Consider the following 13,801-nt stretch of genomic DNA (forward strand, 5'->3'; position numbering starts at 1 on the left):
AGCCTTCAGAGCTCGTGGCGCCAGGGCGGGTCGGCCCCGACCCGGGAGACGGTGATCGCGGCGCAGCGCGACGCGTGGGCGAGTGCGGTCAACCATTCCTCCTGCGACACCTGACCCAGGTCACCGGCGGGGAGCCGGTCCCAGAGGGCGTCGAGCAGGGCCGCGCCGAAGGTGTCGCCGGCACCGATGGTGTCGACGACCTGGACCGGGTCGCCGACGTACAGGGCAGCCGTCGAGCCGAGCGCCAGGGTGACACCGTCGGCGCCGCGGGTCACGACGACCGGCGCGCCACTCAGGTCCTGGAGGTGCTCGACGACCTCGTCCTCCTCATAGCTCGGCCACAGCGCGGCGAGGTCCTCGTCGGAGCACTTCACGAGGTCGGCCCGCGCGACCATCCGCTCGACGCGCTTGACGACCTCGGGACCGACCCCGATGATCGCCGGACGGACGTTGAGGTCGTAGCTGATGGTCGTGGTCGGTGCGAGCCGGTCGACCAGCTCGTCGACGACGGCCGCACCTGGGTCGAGCAGCGGAGCGAGGGAGCAGACGTGCAGCACGTGGACGTTGGTGATCGCGACCGGTCCGAGCTCCCAGGTCACGTCGAAGTCGTAGGTCGCCGCCCCGTCGACGCCGATGCGGGCGTGGGCGACAGACGTGTGCGCGACGACGTGCGGGTCCCGCGCCAACGGGACCTCGCTGGCGGCGAGGTGCTCGGTGATCAACCGGCCGCGCGCATCCGGTCCGAAGGAGGTCGCGAGCAGCACCGGCCGGACCAGCCGGCTCAGGGCGACGGCCGCGTTGAGGGCAGACCCGCCCGCCCGCTCGACCGTGGTGCCGTCCGCGCGCTCCACCACGTCGACCAGAGCCTCACCGACCACGAGAGCGACGCCGTCCACGGCTGCCACTCTGCCCGGTCACCCACCCCGTCATCCACCATCGGGCCATACTTCACGCGTGCCACAGCACCCCGCGATCATCCTCGTCTCCGAGACACGCGCCGACTTCCTCCTCGACGAGTTCGGGCGCTATGTCCGCGACTACACGTTGCTCGGCGCGACGTCAGCCGCCGAGGCCGAGGCGCTCGCCCAGCAGATCGTCGACGACGGCGGCCAGGTCGCGCTCTTCGTCACGGAGGCGCGGCTGCCCGACTCGGCGGTCCTGCTGGCGCTGCACCGGTGGCGCGTCGTCGTACCGACGGCTCGACGGATGGTGGCGGCGCACTGGGAGGACTTCCTCGAGACGGCCGAGGCGCTGCGACCGGGGCTCGCGACCGGCAAGTACGACGCCTTCCTGCTCATGCCCCGCGGCGCGCGCGACGAGGAGTTCCACACCGCCGTGTGCGAACTGCTCTCCGACTGGGGCTCGACCGTCGCCGCGCCGGAGGTCACGACCGCGGAGGTCGTCGCCGAGCCCGGCAACGCGCTGGCCGTCGCGATCCGGGAGTTCTTCGCGCGGATGGGGATGCCGAGCGCGACCTATGCTCCCGCCTCCGAGGTCGGCAAGGCGGCCGCTGAGGAGTGGCGGACCACCCACGGCACCGAGCCGACCTATCCCCTGGTGAGCCACATCCGCGGCGGTGTCATCGCACCGACGACAGTCCGCGACGTCGCAGCACTCATCTACGGGCGTCCGGACTCGATCGACCCCGAAGGCGCCAACGCCATCGTCGACCTGTGCATCGTGGGCGCGGGTCCTGCGGGGCTCGCAGCCGCCGTCTACGGAGCCTCCGAGGGACTCTCGACCGTCGCGGTCGAGGCCGAGGCGATCGGCGGCCAGGCCGGCACCAGCTCGATGATCCGCAACTACCTCGGCTTCCCGCGCGGGGTCTCCGGCATGCGGCTCGCTCAGCGGGCGCGCAGCCAGGCGATCCGCTTCGGCACCCGCTTCTTCACCGGCTGGGAGGTCACCGGCCTGACGCCCGGCGCCGACGGCGCGCCCCACGTGCTCCACACCGACGGCGGCGACCTGCACGCCCGCACCGTCGTGCTGTCGACGGGCGTGACCTACCGCAAGCTCGGCGTCGAGCCGCTCGAGGCCCTCGTCGGGCTCGGCGTCCACTACGGCAGCGCGATGTCGGTCGCGCGCGAGATGGAGGGCGCCGACGTCGTGGTCGTCGGCGGCGGCAACTCCGCCGGCCAGGCGGCACTCCACCTGGCCCGCTTCGCGCGGTCGGTCACGATCGTGGTGCGGCGCGAGGGGCTCGAGGCCACCATGTCGTCGTACCTCATCAAGGAGATCAGCTATCACCACCGCGTCACCGTGCGGCCGTTCACCTCGGTCGTCGACGGAGGCGGTGGCGGCCGCCTGGAGTGGCTGACCCTGCGCGACAGCCGCGACGGCACCGCCGACACGGTCCCCGCCGGCGGCCTCTTCCTGCTCCTCGGCGCCGAGCCGCACAGCGACTGGCTCCCAGCCGCGGTCGCCCGTGACGACAACGGCTACGTGCTCACCGGCCGCGACGTGCCCGCGGAGACGTGGAGCGACGGCGTGCCGCCACCCAGCCTCGGTACGACGGTCCCCGGCATCTTCGCCGTCGGCGACATCCGCTCCGGCTCGATGAAGCGGGTCGCCGCGGCGAGCGGCGAGGGGTCGTCCGTCGTACCCCTGGTGCACGCCTACCTGGCGGGCTCCTGAGGTCGCTGGCGGGGACTGCCGGGGACTGACGGAGGTCTCCACTAGGTTCGGTCCGTGGCTCTGGAGACCTCGCTCGAGAAACCGGCTCCGGTCCGGTCGATCGCCAACGCGGTCGCGGGCTGGATCGACCGGCTCGGCGTGGTGTGGGTCGAGGGCCAGGTGGCCCAGGTCAGCAGGCGGCCCGGCGTCAACACCGTCTTCATGACGCTGCGCGACTCGGTCGCCGACATCTCCGTGCCGGTGACCTGCTCGCGGGTCCTCTTCGACGGGCTGCAGCCGCCGCTGGTCGAGGGCGCGAGCGTCGTGATCCAGGCCAAGCCGTCCTACTACGCCAACCGCGGCACGTTCTCCCTCTACGCCCGCGACATCAAGATGGTCGGCCTCGGCGAGCTGCTCGCACGACTCGAGCAGCGCCGCCAGCTGCTCGCGGCCGAGGGGCTCTTCGCCCAGGAGCGCAAGCGCCGCCTGCCGTTCCTGCCGGGTCGGATCGGGCTGATCACCGCGCCGAAGTCCGCCGCAGAGAAGGACGTCGTCGAAAACGCCACCCGGCGCTGGCCGGGCGTGGCCTTCGAGACCGTCTACGCCGCGATGCAGGGGCCGCGCTCCGCGCTCGAGGTGATCGAGGCGCTCGAGCGACTCGACGGTCGCGCTGACGTCGACGTCATCGTGATCGCCCGCGGCGGCGGCTCGGTCGAGGACCTGCTGCCCTTCTCCGACGAGGGCCTGATCCGTGCGGTCGCCAAGGCGCGCACCCCCGTCGTCTCGGCGATCGGGCACGAGCCCGACCAGCCGCTGCTCGACCTGGTCGCCGACGTCCGCGCGTCGACGCCGACCGACGCCGCCAAGCTGATCGTGCCCGACGTCGCCCACGAGTCGGCCGGGGTCGCCCAGGTGCGCGACCGGCTGCGGCGGGTGCTCGTCGGGCAGGTCGCCCGTGAGCAGGCGGGGCTCGACGCCCTGCGCTCACGCCCGGTGCTGGCCGACCCGCGCAACCTGCTCGACCGGCGCCTCGACGAGCTCGACGGTCTGTGCGAGCGGATGCGTCGCACCCTGGGTCATCAGCTCGACCGCGCGGCCGACGACATCGCCCACCACCGAGCCCGCGCCCGCGCGCTGTCCCCGCTCGCGACCCTGCAACGCGGCTACGCCGTGCTCCAGGACGACGCCGGCCACGTCGTCACCTCCGCCGCCGGGGTCGGCACCGCCGCAGCGATGAGCGTCCGGGTCGCTGACGGCCGGATCCACGTGACCACCACCCGCACCGAAGTGTTCGAGGAGACCCCATGACCGCGTCCGGAGATGCCGAGGACCGCCCCTCCTACGAAGAGGCGCGCGAAGAGCTGGTCGAGGTGGTGCGCCGCCTCGAGGCTGGTGGCACCACGCTCGAGGAGTCGCTCGCCCTCTGGGAGCGCGGCGAGCAGCTGGCCACGATCTGCCAGGAGTGGCTCGACGGGGCGCGGGAGCGCCTCGACGCCGTACTCGGGGAGGACGACGACTGACCTCAGTCGTCGAGCGCCTCGGTGGTGAGGCTGTCGATGACCTCGCGCAGGTCGGCGGCCGAGGCCGAGCCGTAGACGAGGACGGTCTCGCCATCGACCTCGGAGGCGTACGCCGAGTCGCCGCCGTCGTCCTCGTAGCCCTGCCACGCCTCGGCCACCGAGCCGCGGGCGGAGTAGATGTCGGTCGCTGAGGCGTCCTCGTCGACGTACTGACGGATCAGGGTGCTGACGTCCTCGGCCTCCTGGCGGATGCCGATGAACTTGTCGGAGTCGGTGAGCAACCGGATCTCGAAGGTCGGATTGTCGCCGGGTACGACGTCGAAGCCCGTCGCGATCCAGCCCTTCGGGAGCTCCGCGGGATAGATCGGCGAGAGCTTCGCGTCCTGGGCCTCGCTGACCGTCTCGAGGTAGTCGACGCGGTCGGGGCGATTGTCGACGTCGTCACGGAAGAGGCCCATGAACCACAGCAGCGCACCGATCGCGACGACGGTGATGACCAGGGCGGCCAGCAGGCCACCGGCCGATCGCTGGTACTTGCCGGGGCGGCCCACGCTCGACGTACTCATAGCGGGTCCATCCTCCCAGCCGCGTCCCGCCGCCCGGCGACATCCCCCACGTTTTCCGCAAATGCGGACTCAGTAACCCATCTTGTCCGCATCTGCGGAATACTGTTGCCGTGACTGACTACCGGATCGCGGAAGCCGCCGAGGTGCTCGGCGTCAGCGACGACACCGTACGTCGCTGGGTCGATGCGGGGCGGTTGCCCAGCGGGACCAGCGGCGGACGGACCGTCATCCCCGGTGCCGACCTCGCCGCACTCGCGGCATCGCTCGTCGACGACGCCGAGCGGCAACGGACCCGCGCCGGGTCGGTCAGTGCGCGCAACCGGATGACCGGGATCGTCACCCGCGTCGTCAAGGACACCGTCATGGCGCAGATCGAGATGGTCTGTGGTCCCTACCGGGTGGTGTCGCTGATGAGCGCGGAGGCGGCCACCGAGCTCGGCCTCGAGCCCGGTGTGCGTGCGATCGCGTCCGTGAAGTCGACCGCAGTGGTGGTGGAGAGAACGTGAACAAGATCCTGATGACCCTGCCCCTCCTCCTGGCACTGACGGCGTGCAACGACACGGGCAACAGCGACGACGACCAGACGCTCACCGTCCTGGCCGCCTCGTCGCTGACCGATGTCTTCACCACGCTGGGCGACCAGTTCGAGGCCGACCACGACGGCGTGGACGTCGAGTTCTCCTTCGGCTCGAGCACCGACCTCGCCGAACAGGCCGCTGACGGCGCGCCGGGCGACGTGCTCGCGACGGCTGACCAGACCGCGATGACGGTCGCCGAGGACGCGGGGGTCGTGGCCGATCCCACGAGCTTCGCGACCAATGTGCTCGTCATCGTCACGCCGCCCGACAACCCGGCCGGCATCACCAACCTCGAGGACCTGGTCGGCGACACGTGGGTGCGCTGCGCCGACGACGTGCCGTGCGGCCGAGTCGCGCTCGCGGTACTCGAGGCGGCGGGTGTTGACGCCGAACCAGCCAGCCTCGAGGAGGACGTGCGTTCGACCCTCGACAAGGTCACCTCGGGCGAGGCCGACGCCGGCCTCGTCTACGCCAGCGACGCGGTGGCGGCCGGTGACGCCGTCCAGGTGATCCCGATCGCGGGTGCCGAGGACCAGTTGACGACCTACTTCGTCGCCGCCCTCGACCAGTCCGAGGACTCCGAACTCACCCAGGAGTGGATCGACCTCGTCACCAGCCCCGAGGGCCAGGCCGCGCTCACGGAAGCGGGCTTCACCCTTCCATGAGCCGTGACCCGCTCGGCCGCGCGCCGCTGGCACTCCTCGTGCCGGCGGCCGCGGCCGTGCTGATCCTCCTCGTGCCGCTCGGCGCGATGGTGCTGGCCACCGATCCCGGCAGCCTGGTCGACGCGCTCGGCACCGAGGCGCTGCAGGAGGCGCTCTGGCTGTCGCTCCTCACCTCGACCGTCGCGATGCTCGTCTGCCTGGCGCTCGGCCTCCCGCTCGCCTGGCTCCTCGCGCGCGTCGACTTCCGCGGTCGCCGCTTGGTGCGCGCTCTCGTAACGGTGCCGATGGTGCTGCCGCCGGTCGTCGCGGGCATCGCGCTGCGCTCGGCGTTCGGCCGCAGCGGGCTCCTCGGCGAGCCGCTCCTCGACGCCACCGGCTTCGCCTTCCCCTACACGACGTGGGGTGTGGTGCTCGCCCACGTCTTCGTCTCGCTCCCCTTCGTCACGATCGCGATCGAGGGCGGCCTGCGGACCGCAGGCACGGCGTACGACGACGCGGCGGCCACCCTCGGCGCTACCCGCTGGACCACCTTCCGGCGGGTCACGGTGCCGTTGGCGCTGCCGGGCATCGCCGCGGGCATGGTGCTCGGCTGGGCGCGGTCCCTGGGCGAGTTCGGGGCGACGATCACCTTCAACGGCAACTACCCCGGCACCACCCAGACGATGCCGACCTTGATCTACGTCGCTCGCCAGTCCGACGCCGACGCCGCCCTGGCGCTGAGCCTGGTGATGCTCGCCGTCTCGATCACGGTGCTCGTCGCACTGCGCGACCGCTGGCTGGTGCCCGCGTGACCGGGCTCGACGCGCACCTCCACGTCGAGGGGCGGCTCGACGCGACCCTCGTCGCCGAGCCCGGCGACGTGGTCGCCGTCGTCGGCCCCAACGGGGCTGGCAAGAGCACCCTGGTCCACGCCCTGTCGGGCCTGGTCGCCTGCACCGGCCACGCCCGGCTCGCCGGCATGGACCTGCTCGGCCGCACGCCCCAGGACCGCAACGTCGGTGTCGTCTTCCAGGACCAGCGCCTCTTCCCGCACCTCTCCGCCGTCGACAACGTCGCCTTCGGCCTGCGCTCGCGAGGCGCCGACAAGCACCAGGCCCGAGCCGCCGGTCTCGACTGGCTGGACCGGCTGGGCATCGCCGAGCTCGCCGCGCGCAAGCCGGGCCAGCTGTCCGGCGGGCAGGCCCAGCGCGTGGCGATCGCCCGCGCCCTGGTGACCTCGCCCGACCTGCTCCTGCTCGACGAACCCTTCGCCGGGCTCGACGTCGGCGTCGCCGCCACGCTGCGGATCGAGCTCGGGCGCCACCTCGCCGACTTCGCCGGCATCACGGTCCTGGTCACCCACGACGCGCTCGACGCCCTCACCCTGGCCACCCAGGTCGTCGTCCTCGATGCCGGTCAGGTCGCCCAGGTCGGTCCGCCGACCGAGGTCGCGGCCCGGCCGCTCACCGAGCACGTCGCCCGCCTGGTCGGCCTCAACGTCATCCGTGAGGGCGACCGGATCCGGGCATTCTCACCGTCCGTCGTGACGGTCTCGGTGCACGCGCCGGACGACTCGGCGCGCAACCGCTGGCAGGGCGTCGTGCGGGGCGCGGCACCGCACGGCGACGCGATCCGGCTCCAGGTCAGCGGCGAACGCGATCTCATCGCCGACGTCACCCCCGCCGCCTCCCGCGAGCTCGCCCTGGCACCGGGCCGCGAGGTCTGGTTGTCGGTGAAGGAGACCGCCGTGACGACGTACGACGCCGTCTGACGCCTCCTGACGCCGACTGACGGCCGGGCGGCCGACAACCCGTCCGACCCCTGTTGCGGTGTCACGATCACGGCGTGACGCGGGATAAGGTTCGCCCCATGAGCTCCCTCGCCGTGCCCCCGCCGGCCCCCGACCGCAACCTCGCCCTCGAGCTGGTGCGGGTGACCGAGGCCGCTGCGATGGCGGCCGGACGCTGGGTCGGCCGCGGCGACAAGAACGGCGCCGACGGCGTCGCTGTCAACGCGATGCGCGTGATGATCTCGACGATCGGCATGAACGGCGTGGTCGTGATCGGCGAGGGCGAGAAGGACGACGCCCCGATGCTCTACAACGGCGAGGTCGTCGGCGACGGCACCGGCCCGGAGTGCGACGTCGCGGTCGACCCGATCGACGGCACCACGCTGACCGCCAAGGGCATGAGCAACGCGATCGCCGTGCTGGCCGTCGCCCCGCGCGGCTCGATGTATGACCCGTCGGCCGTCTTCTACATGGAGAAGCTCGTCACCGGCCCGGAGGCCGCCGACGTCGTCGACATCCGCTACCCGGTCGCGGAGAACATCAACCAGGTCGCCAAGGCCAAGGGTTCCAACGCCTCCGATGTCACCGTCGTGCTGCTCGACCGCCCCCGCCACGCCACGCTCGTCGACGAGATCCGGGCGACGGGTGCGCGCATCAAGTTCATCACCGACGGCGACGTCGCCGGCGCGATCTCCGCGGCCCGCTCCAACTCCGGCGTCGACCTGCTGCTCGGCATCGGCGGCACCCCCGAGGGCATCATCACCGCCTGCGCCATCAAGGCGATGGGCGGCACGATCCAGGGCCGGCTGTGGCCGACCGACGACGAGGAGCGCCAGCGCGCCATCGACGCCGGCCACAACCTCGACCCCGACCACGTGCTCACGACCGACACCCTGGTCACCGGCGACGACTGCTTCTTCGTCGCGACGGGCATCACCGACGGTGAGCTCCTCCGCGGCGTCCGCTACCGCGCCGGCGGCTGCGTGACCGAGTCGCTCGTCATGCGCTCGCGCTCCGGCACGATCCGCACCATCACCTCCGAGCACCAGCTCCAGAAGCTGCGGAAGTTCTCGTCGATCGACTTCGACTGAGGCGCTTCAGCCTCAGGCAGTGCCGGCGATCGACAGGGTCGCCACACCCGTCGACGACTGACGCAGGAGCGCTTCTCCGACGACCTTGATCACCCGGGGGTCGACGGCCAGCCCGATGTGGGAGGCGCGCATCTCGACGGCGACGCCGAGCGGGTCGATGCACGCCTTCCAGTCGACGATGCCGTCGCGGCGTGAGTAGACGTTGGTCATCGCGACGCCGGCAGGAAGCGGCTCGCGGACCTCGTTGAAGCTGATCTCGGCGCACGGGCCCGACACGCAGTCGGCCGACATCACGCCGGGGATGCCGATCTGGGAGAGCCGGTTGAGCACGGTGACCCCGCCCGTCAGCAGGCGGTGGTGGGCGCCGGGCGCGAGCATCGGGCTGCCCATGGTGACGATGCCGGAGACCAGGTCGGGGCGGCGCACGGCGATGCCGCGGGCGATCATGCCGCCGAGGCTGTGGCCGACGATCTGGACGCGGGTGCCGCGGCGCTCCGCGATCCGCTCGAGCCGCGACTCGACCAGCGCAGCCGCGTTGAGCGTGCAGCCGACGTTGGCGTGGATGGTGGAGCGGTAGGTGCGGAACCCGCGGGCGCGCAGCCCGGCGGCCATCTGCGTCAGCGTCCAGTCACCGGCGAGGAAGCCCGGCACGAGGAGCACCGGCTCGGCTGCGCGCACGGCCGAGCGAGCGGCGTACGGCGTCTTGCGCCGCGCCTGGCGCGCCCCTGTTCGGTGGACGGCCAGTCGACCGGCCTCGGTGACCACGCTGCCCTCCCGAAGGAGCGCAGCGAGCGGCGGACGGCCGAAGCCGTCCGGCATCAGGTAGGGCGCCAGCACGGTGCTCATAGCAACGACCTTAACTTGGTTGAAACATGAACTGGTGGCCATTCGGCAAACTGGGGTTCATGAGTGCGTCAGCCGATGAGACCAACGTCGTGGTGTCCGAAGAGTTATTCGCCCCGCTGCCCGGGGGCGTCGAGCTCTGCTACCAGACCTTCGGCGACCCCGACGGCGACCCGCTCCTCCTGGTGATGGGCCTCGGCGGTCCGATGACCTGGTGGGACACCGAGCTGTGCACCCTCCTCGCCGAGCGCGGGTTCTTCGCGATCCGGTTCGACAACCGCGACACCGGGCGGTCCTCCCGCTTCCCGGGTCGGGTCAGGAAGGCCGACCTGGTCCGCGCCTTCGTCGGGCGGCCGACGGCGCCGCCGTACTCCCTGCGCGACCTGGCGGGCGACGCGTTCGGCCTGCTCGACCACCTGGGCATCAGCTCTGCTCACGTCGCCGGCGTGTCGATGGGCGGCATGATCGCCCAGACGATGGCGCTCGCCGAGCCGGAGCGGGTGCGGTCGCTGACGAGCATCATGTCCACGACCGGGCAACGTACGGCGGGCTGGCAGAGCCCGGTGCTCCTCCCGACCCTGATCTCGGGGCGCGGGCCCAGCAGGGACGACTACCTCGAGGGCGCGCTGAGGGTCTGGGGCCTGATCGGCTCGCCCGGCTACCCGCCCGCCGAGGGGAAGCTGGCCAGCCGCGCCGGCGAGACGTTCGACCGCGGCGTGAGCAGGTCGGGCGTGATGCGGCAGATGATGGCCGTTATCACGCAGCCCAACCGGACGTCCGACCTCGCCCGGATCACGGCCCCGACCACGGTGATCCATGGGCTCCAGGACCGGATGGTCCACGTCTCCGGCGGCCGCGCGACCGCTGCCGCGATCCCGGGCGCCGAGCTCCTCCTCATCGACGGCATGGGACACGACCTGCCGGCCGCCCTCTTCGAGACGTTCGCCGGCGCGATCCGTCGGACGGCCGATCGCATTACCCCGAAGAGCGCCGAACAACCGGGCTAGAAAAAATCTCCTTCCGGGGTGAATGTGGCAGGGCCACACCTCGGGAGGATCAATGGCGAAACGCTCGGGAATTCTCGCGACCGCAGCCACGCTCGGTCTCGTCGCCACGCTGCTGTCGGCCTGTGGCTCCGACTCCGACGACGCTCTGGTCTGGTACATCAACCCCGACTCCGGCGGCCAGGCCGCGGTGGCGAAGGCGTGCAGCAAGGAGCTCGGCTTCGAGATCACCACCCAGGTGCTTCCGCAGGCCGCGGGCGAACAGCGCATCCAGCTGGCCCGGCGGCTCGCCGCCGAGGACCCCTCCATCGACCTGATGAGCATCGACCCGCCCTACACGGCGGAGTTCGCCAACGCCGGCTACCTCGCGCCGCTCCCCGACGATCTCCAGCAGCGCCTGCGTGACCAGGCGTTCACCGGCGCAGCCGCGGCCGCCACCTGGGACGACCAACTGGTCGTCGCACCGTTCTGGTCGAACACCCAGGTGCTCTGGTACCGCAAGTCGTTCGCGGAGAAGGCCGGCCTCGACCTGACCCAGCCCGTCACGTGGGACCAGATCATCCAGGCGGCGGCCGACAACGGCGGCAAGGTCGCCGTCCAGTCCAACAAGTACGAGGGCTACGCGGTCTGGATCAACGCGCTCATCGCCGGCGCGGGCGGCGCGATCGCGACCGACACCGAGAAGGGCGCCGACGCCACGATCGAGGTCGACTCCGCCGCCGGCGACGACGCTGCGGGCGTCATCTCCGAGCTGGCCAGCTCCTCCGCCGCGCCCGCCGACATGTCGGTCGCCCAGGAAGGCCAGGCAGGCGCGACCTTCGGCGGGGACACGGGCGCGTTCATGGTCAACTGGACCTACATCTGGACCAACTACGACGCGACGCAACCCGACGTCAAGAAGGACCTCGGCTTCGCCCGCTACCCGCAGACCGTCGCGGGCGAGGAGTCCCGCCCGCCGTACGGCGGCATCGGCATCGGCGTCAGCGCCTACTCCGACCACGAGGACCAGGCCATGCATGCGCTGGAGTGCCTGACCAGCCCGGAGAACCAGGGCATCAACGCCGAGATGACCGGCAACATGCCGTCGAGTCCGGCCGGCTACGACTACCCGGCGCTGAAGGACATCTATCCGCAGGAGCTGCTCGACCTGTTCCAGGAGAGCCTCGACGCGGCCGCGCCGCGCACCGTCTCGCCGTACTGGAGCGACATCTCCGGCGCGCTGCAGAGCCGCTTCCACCCGCCGTCATCGGTCGACGAGGACACCCCGGCGGATGCGCAGAAGTTCATAGAGGACGTGCTGCACCAAAGGAGCCTCCTGTGACCGCGACCGCCACCACCCCCGCAGCCACCGCCGGCCGCGCGACCAAGAGCGACCGGTCGAACGCGGAGAACCGCCTGGGGATGCGCCTGGTCGCCCCGGCGGTCGTCGTCATGTTGATCGTCACCGCGTGGCCGATGATCCAGGCGCTCTACCTCTCGCTCTTCAAGTACCGCCTCACGACCCCCGACGAGAAGGAGTTCGTCGGGATCGGCAACTACACCTCGATCCTGACCGACGGCCTCTTCTGGAAGGACACCGTCAACACGGTGATCATCATGGTGGTCACCGTGGCGATCGAGCTCGTGATCGGCTTCGTCTTCGCGATGGTGATGCACCGGGTGATCTTCGCCCGTGGGGTGATCCGGACCTCGATCCTCATCCCCTACGGGATCATCACCGTGGTCTCCGCGTTTGCGTGGCAGTTCACGTTCAGCCTGAGCAACGGGTGGGTCAACAGCTGGTTCGACTGGTTGCCCGGCATCGCCGCCGACACCAACTGGTTCGGCGATCACTGGCCGGCGATGTTCGCGATCATGGTGTCGGAGATCTGGAAGACCACGCCGTTCATGTCGCTGCTGCTGCTCGCGGGTCTGTCGCAGGTCAGCGAGGACATGATCGAGGCCGCGAAGGTCGACGGCGCGACCTGGTGGCAGCGACTGTGGAAGGTGGTCCTGCCCAACATGCGGGCCGCGATCATGGTCGCCGTCCTGTTCCGCGCCCTCGACGCCTTCCGGATCTTCGACAACATCTTCGTGATGACGCGAGGCGCCCAGGACACCGAGTCGTCGTCGTTCCTGACCTACCGCCAGGTCATCGAGCAGTTCCAGCTCGGTCTCGGGTCAGCGCTGTCGGTGCTGCTCTTCTTGACGGTGCTGCTGCTCGCGTTCCTCATCGTGCGGTTGTTCCGGGTCGATCTGGCCCAGGCCAGAGGGGAGAGCTGATGAGCACAAAGGCCCGCGCCGGCACCGTGGCCGGCACCTCGGTCGGGTTCGTGGTGATCATGATCTGGTGCCTGTTGCCGGTGGCCTGGATCATCTCGCTGTCGTTCAAGTCCACCGCCGAGACCGGCGCCGGCAGCCCACAGTTCCTGCCCAAGGACGGCACGCTCGACAACTACAAGACCCTGCTCGGGGTCGGCAAGCTCAGCGACGGCAGCGAGCCCGACCCGGCGGTCTCCCACGACTTCCTGCACGCCCTGATCAACTCGTTCGGCGTGGCGCTGATCGCGACCTTGCTGTCGGTCGTCTTCGCGACCTTGGCCGCCTACGCCATCGCCCGGCTCGAGTTCAAGGGCAAGCGACTGGTGCTCTCGCTCGCGCTCGCGATCGCGATGTTCCCCGTCGTTTCGCTCGTCGGGCCGCTCTTCGACATGTGGCGCACGTTCCACCTGTTCAACACCTGGCCGGGCCTGATCATCCCCTACATGACCTTCACGCTGCCGCTGGCGATCTGGACGCTGTCGGCCTTCTTCCGCGAGATCCCGTGGGAGATGGAGCAGGCGGCGCAGGTCGACGGCGCGACCTCGTGGCAGGCCTTCCGCAAGGTCATCGTGCCGCTCGCTGCGCCGGGCGTCTTCACCGCAGCGATCCTGACGTTCTTCTTCGCGTGGAACGAGTTCGTGCTCGCGATCTCGCTCACCTCGACGACCGATTCCCGGACCGTGCCGGCCCAGATGTCGTTCTTCGTCGGGGCCGATCCGTTCAACCCGCCCTACGGGCAGCTGGCGACGGCCTCGGTCGTCGTCACCGTCCCGATCATCGTCATCGTGCTGCTGTTCCAGCGCAAGATCGTCGCCGGCCTCACCTCCGGCGCAGTGAAGGGATAGGACCGTC

The 13,801-nt window shown here is 70.9% G+C and carries 15 protein-coding genes; 12 read left to right on the forward strand and 3 right to left on the reverse strand.

The genetic code is table 11. The annotated features are described in order from the left end of the window. Positions 1-5: 5 nt before the first annotated feature. Positions 6-896: a PfkB family carbohydrate kinase gene (locus tag F0U44_RS03185; RefSeq protein ID WP_149726785.1), complete on the reverse strand. Its 891-nt coding sequence runs from the start codon at positions 894-896 to the stop codon at positions 6-8. A gap of 58 nt (positions 897-954) precedes the next feature. On the opposite strand from F0U44_RS03185, the gene F0U44_RS03190 reads away from it, so the two are divergent. Genes F0U44_RS03190 through F0U44_RS03200 form a run of 3 tightly spaced genes read left to right on the forward strand, consistent with a single transcriptional unit; the run spans position 955 to position 4,133 of the window. Next, on the forward strand, positions 955-2,634 hold the full coding sequence (locus F0U44_RS03190) for an NAD(P)/FAD-dependent oxidoreductase (protein ID WP_149726786.1): 1,680 nt from the start codon (positions 955-957) through the stop codon (positions 2,632-2,634). A 54-nt stretch (positions 2,635-2,688) separates the two neighbouring features. Continuing rightward, positions 2,689-3,921, forward strand: coding sequence for an exodeoxyribonuclease VII large subunit (gene xseA / locus F0U44_RS03195; protein ID WP_149726787.1), 1,233 nt, complete (start codon positions 2,689-2,691; stop codon positions 3,919-3,921). Continuing rightward, positions 3,918-4,133 carry an exodeoxyribonuclease VII small subunit gene (locus F0U44_RS03200; protein WP_149726788.1) on the forward strand — a complete coding sequence of 72 codons (216 nt, stop codon included), beginning with the start codon at positions 3,918-3,920 and terminating at the stop codon, positions 4,131-4,133. Before xseA ends, F0U44_RS03200 begins: the two co-directional genes overlap by 4 nt. A 2-nt stretch (positions 4,134-4,135) precedes the next feature. Here F0U44_RS03200 and F0U44_RS03205 read toward each other — a convergent pair whose 3' ends face one another. Then, complete coding sequence (locus tag F0U44_RS03205) at positions 4,136-4,699, reverse strand: DUF4245 family protein (RefSeq protein WP_149726789.1); 564 nt, start codon at positions 4,697-4,699, stop codon at positions 4,136-4,138. A 110-nt stretch (positions 4,700-4,809) separates the two neighbouring features. Between F0U44_RS03205 and F0U44_RS03210 the strand changes: the two genes are divergently transcribed. From F0U44_RS03210 to glpX, 5 genes are all read left to right on the forward strand, one after another. Next, positions 4,810-5,205 (forward strand): TOBE domain-containing protein, encoded by a 396-nt coding sequence (locus tag F0U44_RS03210; protein ID WP_149726790.1) that lies wholly within the window; start codon positions 4,810-4,812, stop codon positions 5,203-5,205. After that, positions 5,202-5,942 (forward strand): molybdate ABC transporter substrate-binding protein, encoded by a 741-nt coding sequence (gene modA / locus F0U44_RS03215; RefSeq protein ID WP_223163559.1) that lies wholly within the window; start codon positions 5,202-5,204, stop codon positions 5,940-5,942. The genes F0U44_RS03210 and modA overlap by 4 nt, the downstream gene beginning before the upstream one ends. After that, positions 5,939-6,733, forward strand: coding sequence for an ABC transporter permease (locus F0U44_RS03220; RefSeq protein ID WP_149726791.1), 795 nt, complete (start codon positions 5,939-5,941; stop codon positions 6,731-6,733). Before modA ends, F0U44_RS03220 begins: the two co-directional genes overlap by 4 nt. Continuing rightward, positions 6,730-7,692 (forward strand): ABC transporter ATP-binding protein, encoded by a 963-nt coding sequence (locus F0U44_RS03225; RefSeq protein ID WP_223163560.1) that lies wholly within the window; start codon positions 6,730-6,732, stop codon positions 7,690-7,692. The genes F0U44_RS03220 and F0U44_RS03225 overlap by 4 nt, the downstream gene beginning before the upstream one ends. A 98-nt stretch (positions 7,693-7,790) precedes the next feature. Next, positions 7,791-8,801 (forward strand): class II fructose-bisphosphatase, encoded by a 1,011-nt coding sequence (gene glpX, locus F0U44_RS03230; RefSeq protein ID WP_149726792.1) that lies wholly within the window; start codon positions 7,791-7,793, stop codon positions 8,799-8,801. A 12-nt stretch (positions 8,802-8,813) separates the two neighbouring features. Here glpX and F0U44_RS03235 read toward each other — a convergent pair whose 3' ends face one another. Further along, positions 8,814-9,647 (reverse strand): esterase/lipase family protein, encoded by an 834-nt coding sequence (locus F0U44_RS03235; RefSeq protein WP_188113298.1) that lies wholly within the window; start codon positions 9,645-9,647, stop codon positions 8,814-8,816. Positions 9,648-9,706: 59 nt separating this feature from the next. Here F0U44_RS03235 and F0U44_RS03240 point away from each other — a divergent pair, with 59 nt between their 5' ends. Genes F0U44_RS03240 through F0U44_RS03255 form a run of 4 tightly spaced genes read left to right on the forward strand, consistent with a single transcriptional unit; the run spans position 9,707 to position 13,794 of the window. Next, positions 9,707-10,651 carry an alpha/beta fold hydrolase gene (locus F0U44_RS03240; protein WP_149726794.1) on the forward strand — a complete coding sequence of 315 codons (945 nt, stop codon included), beginning with the start codon at positions 9,707-9,709 and terminating at the stop codon, positions 10,649-10,651. Positions 10,652-10,703: 52 nt separating this feature from the next. After that, complete coding sequence (locus F0U44_RS03245) at positions 10,704-11,969, forward strand: extracellular solute-binding protein (protein WP_188113299.1); 1,266 nt, start codon at positions 10,704-10,706, stop codon at positions 11,967-11,969. Beyond that, positions 11,966-12,910: a carbohydrate ABC transporter permease gene (locus F0U44_RS03250; RefSeq protein WP_246160263.1), complete on the forward strand. Its 945-nt coding sequence runs from the start codon at positions 11,966-11,968 to the stop codon at positions 12,908-12,910. Before F0U44_RS03245 ends, F0U44_RS03250 begins: the two co-directional genes overlap by 4 nt. Then, positions 12,910-13,794 (forward strand): carbohydrate ABC transporter permease, encoded by an 885-nt coding sequence (locus F0U44_RS03255; RefSeq protein WP_149726796.1) that lies wholly within the window; start codon positions 12,910-12,912, stop codon positions 13,792-13,794. The genes F0U44_RS03250 and F0U44_RS03255 overlap by 1 nt, the downstream gene beginning before the upstream one ends. The last annotated feature ends 7 nt before the right edge of the window (positions 13,795-13,801 follow it).

Source organism: Nocardioides humilatus (assembly GCF_008373755.1).
GTDB classification, from domain to species: Bacteria; Actinomycetota; Actinomycetes; order Propionibacteriales; family Nocardioidaceae; genus Nocardioides; species Nocardioides humilatus.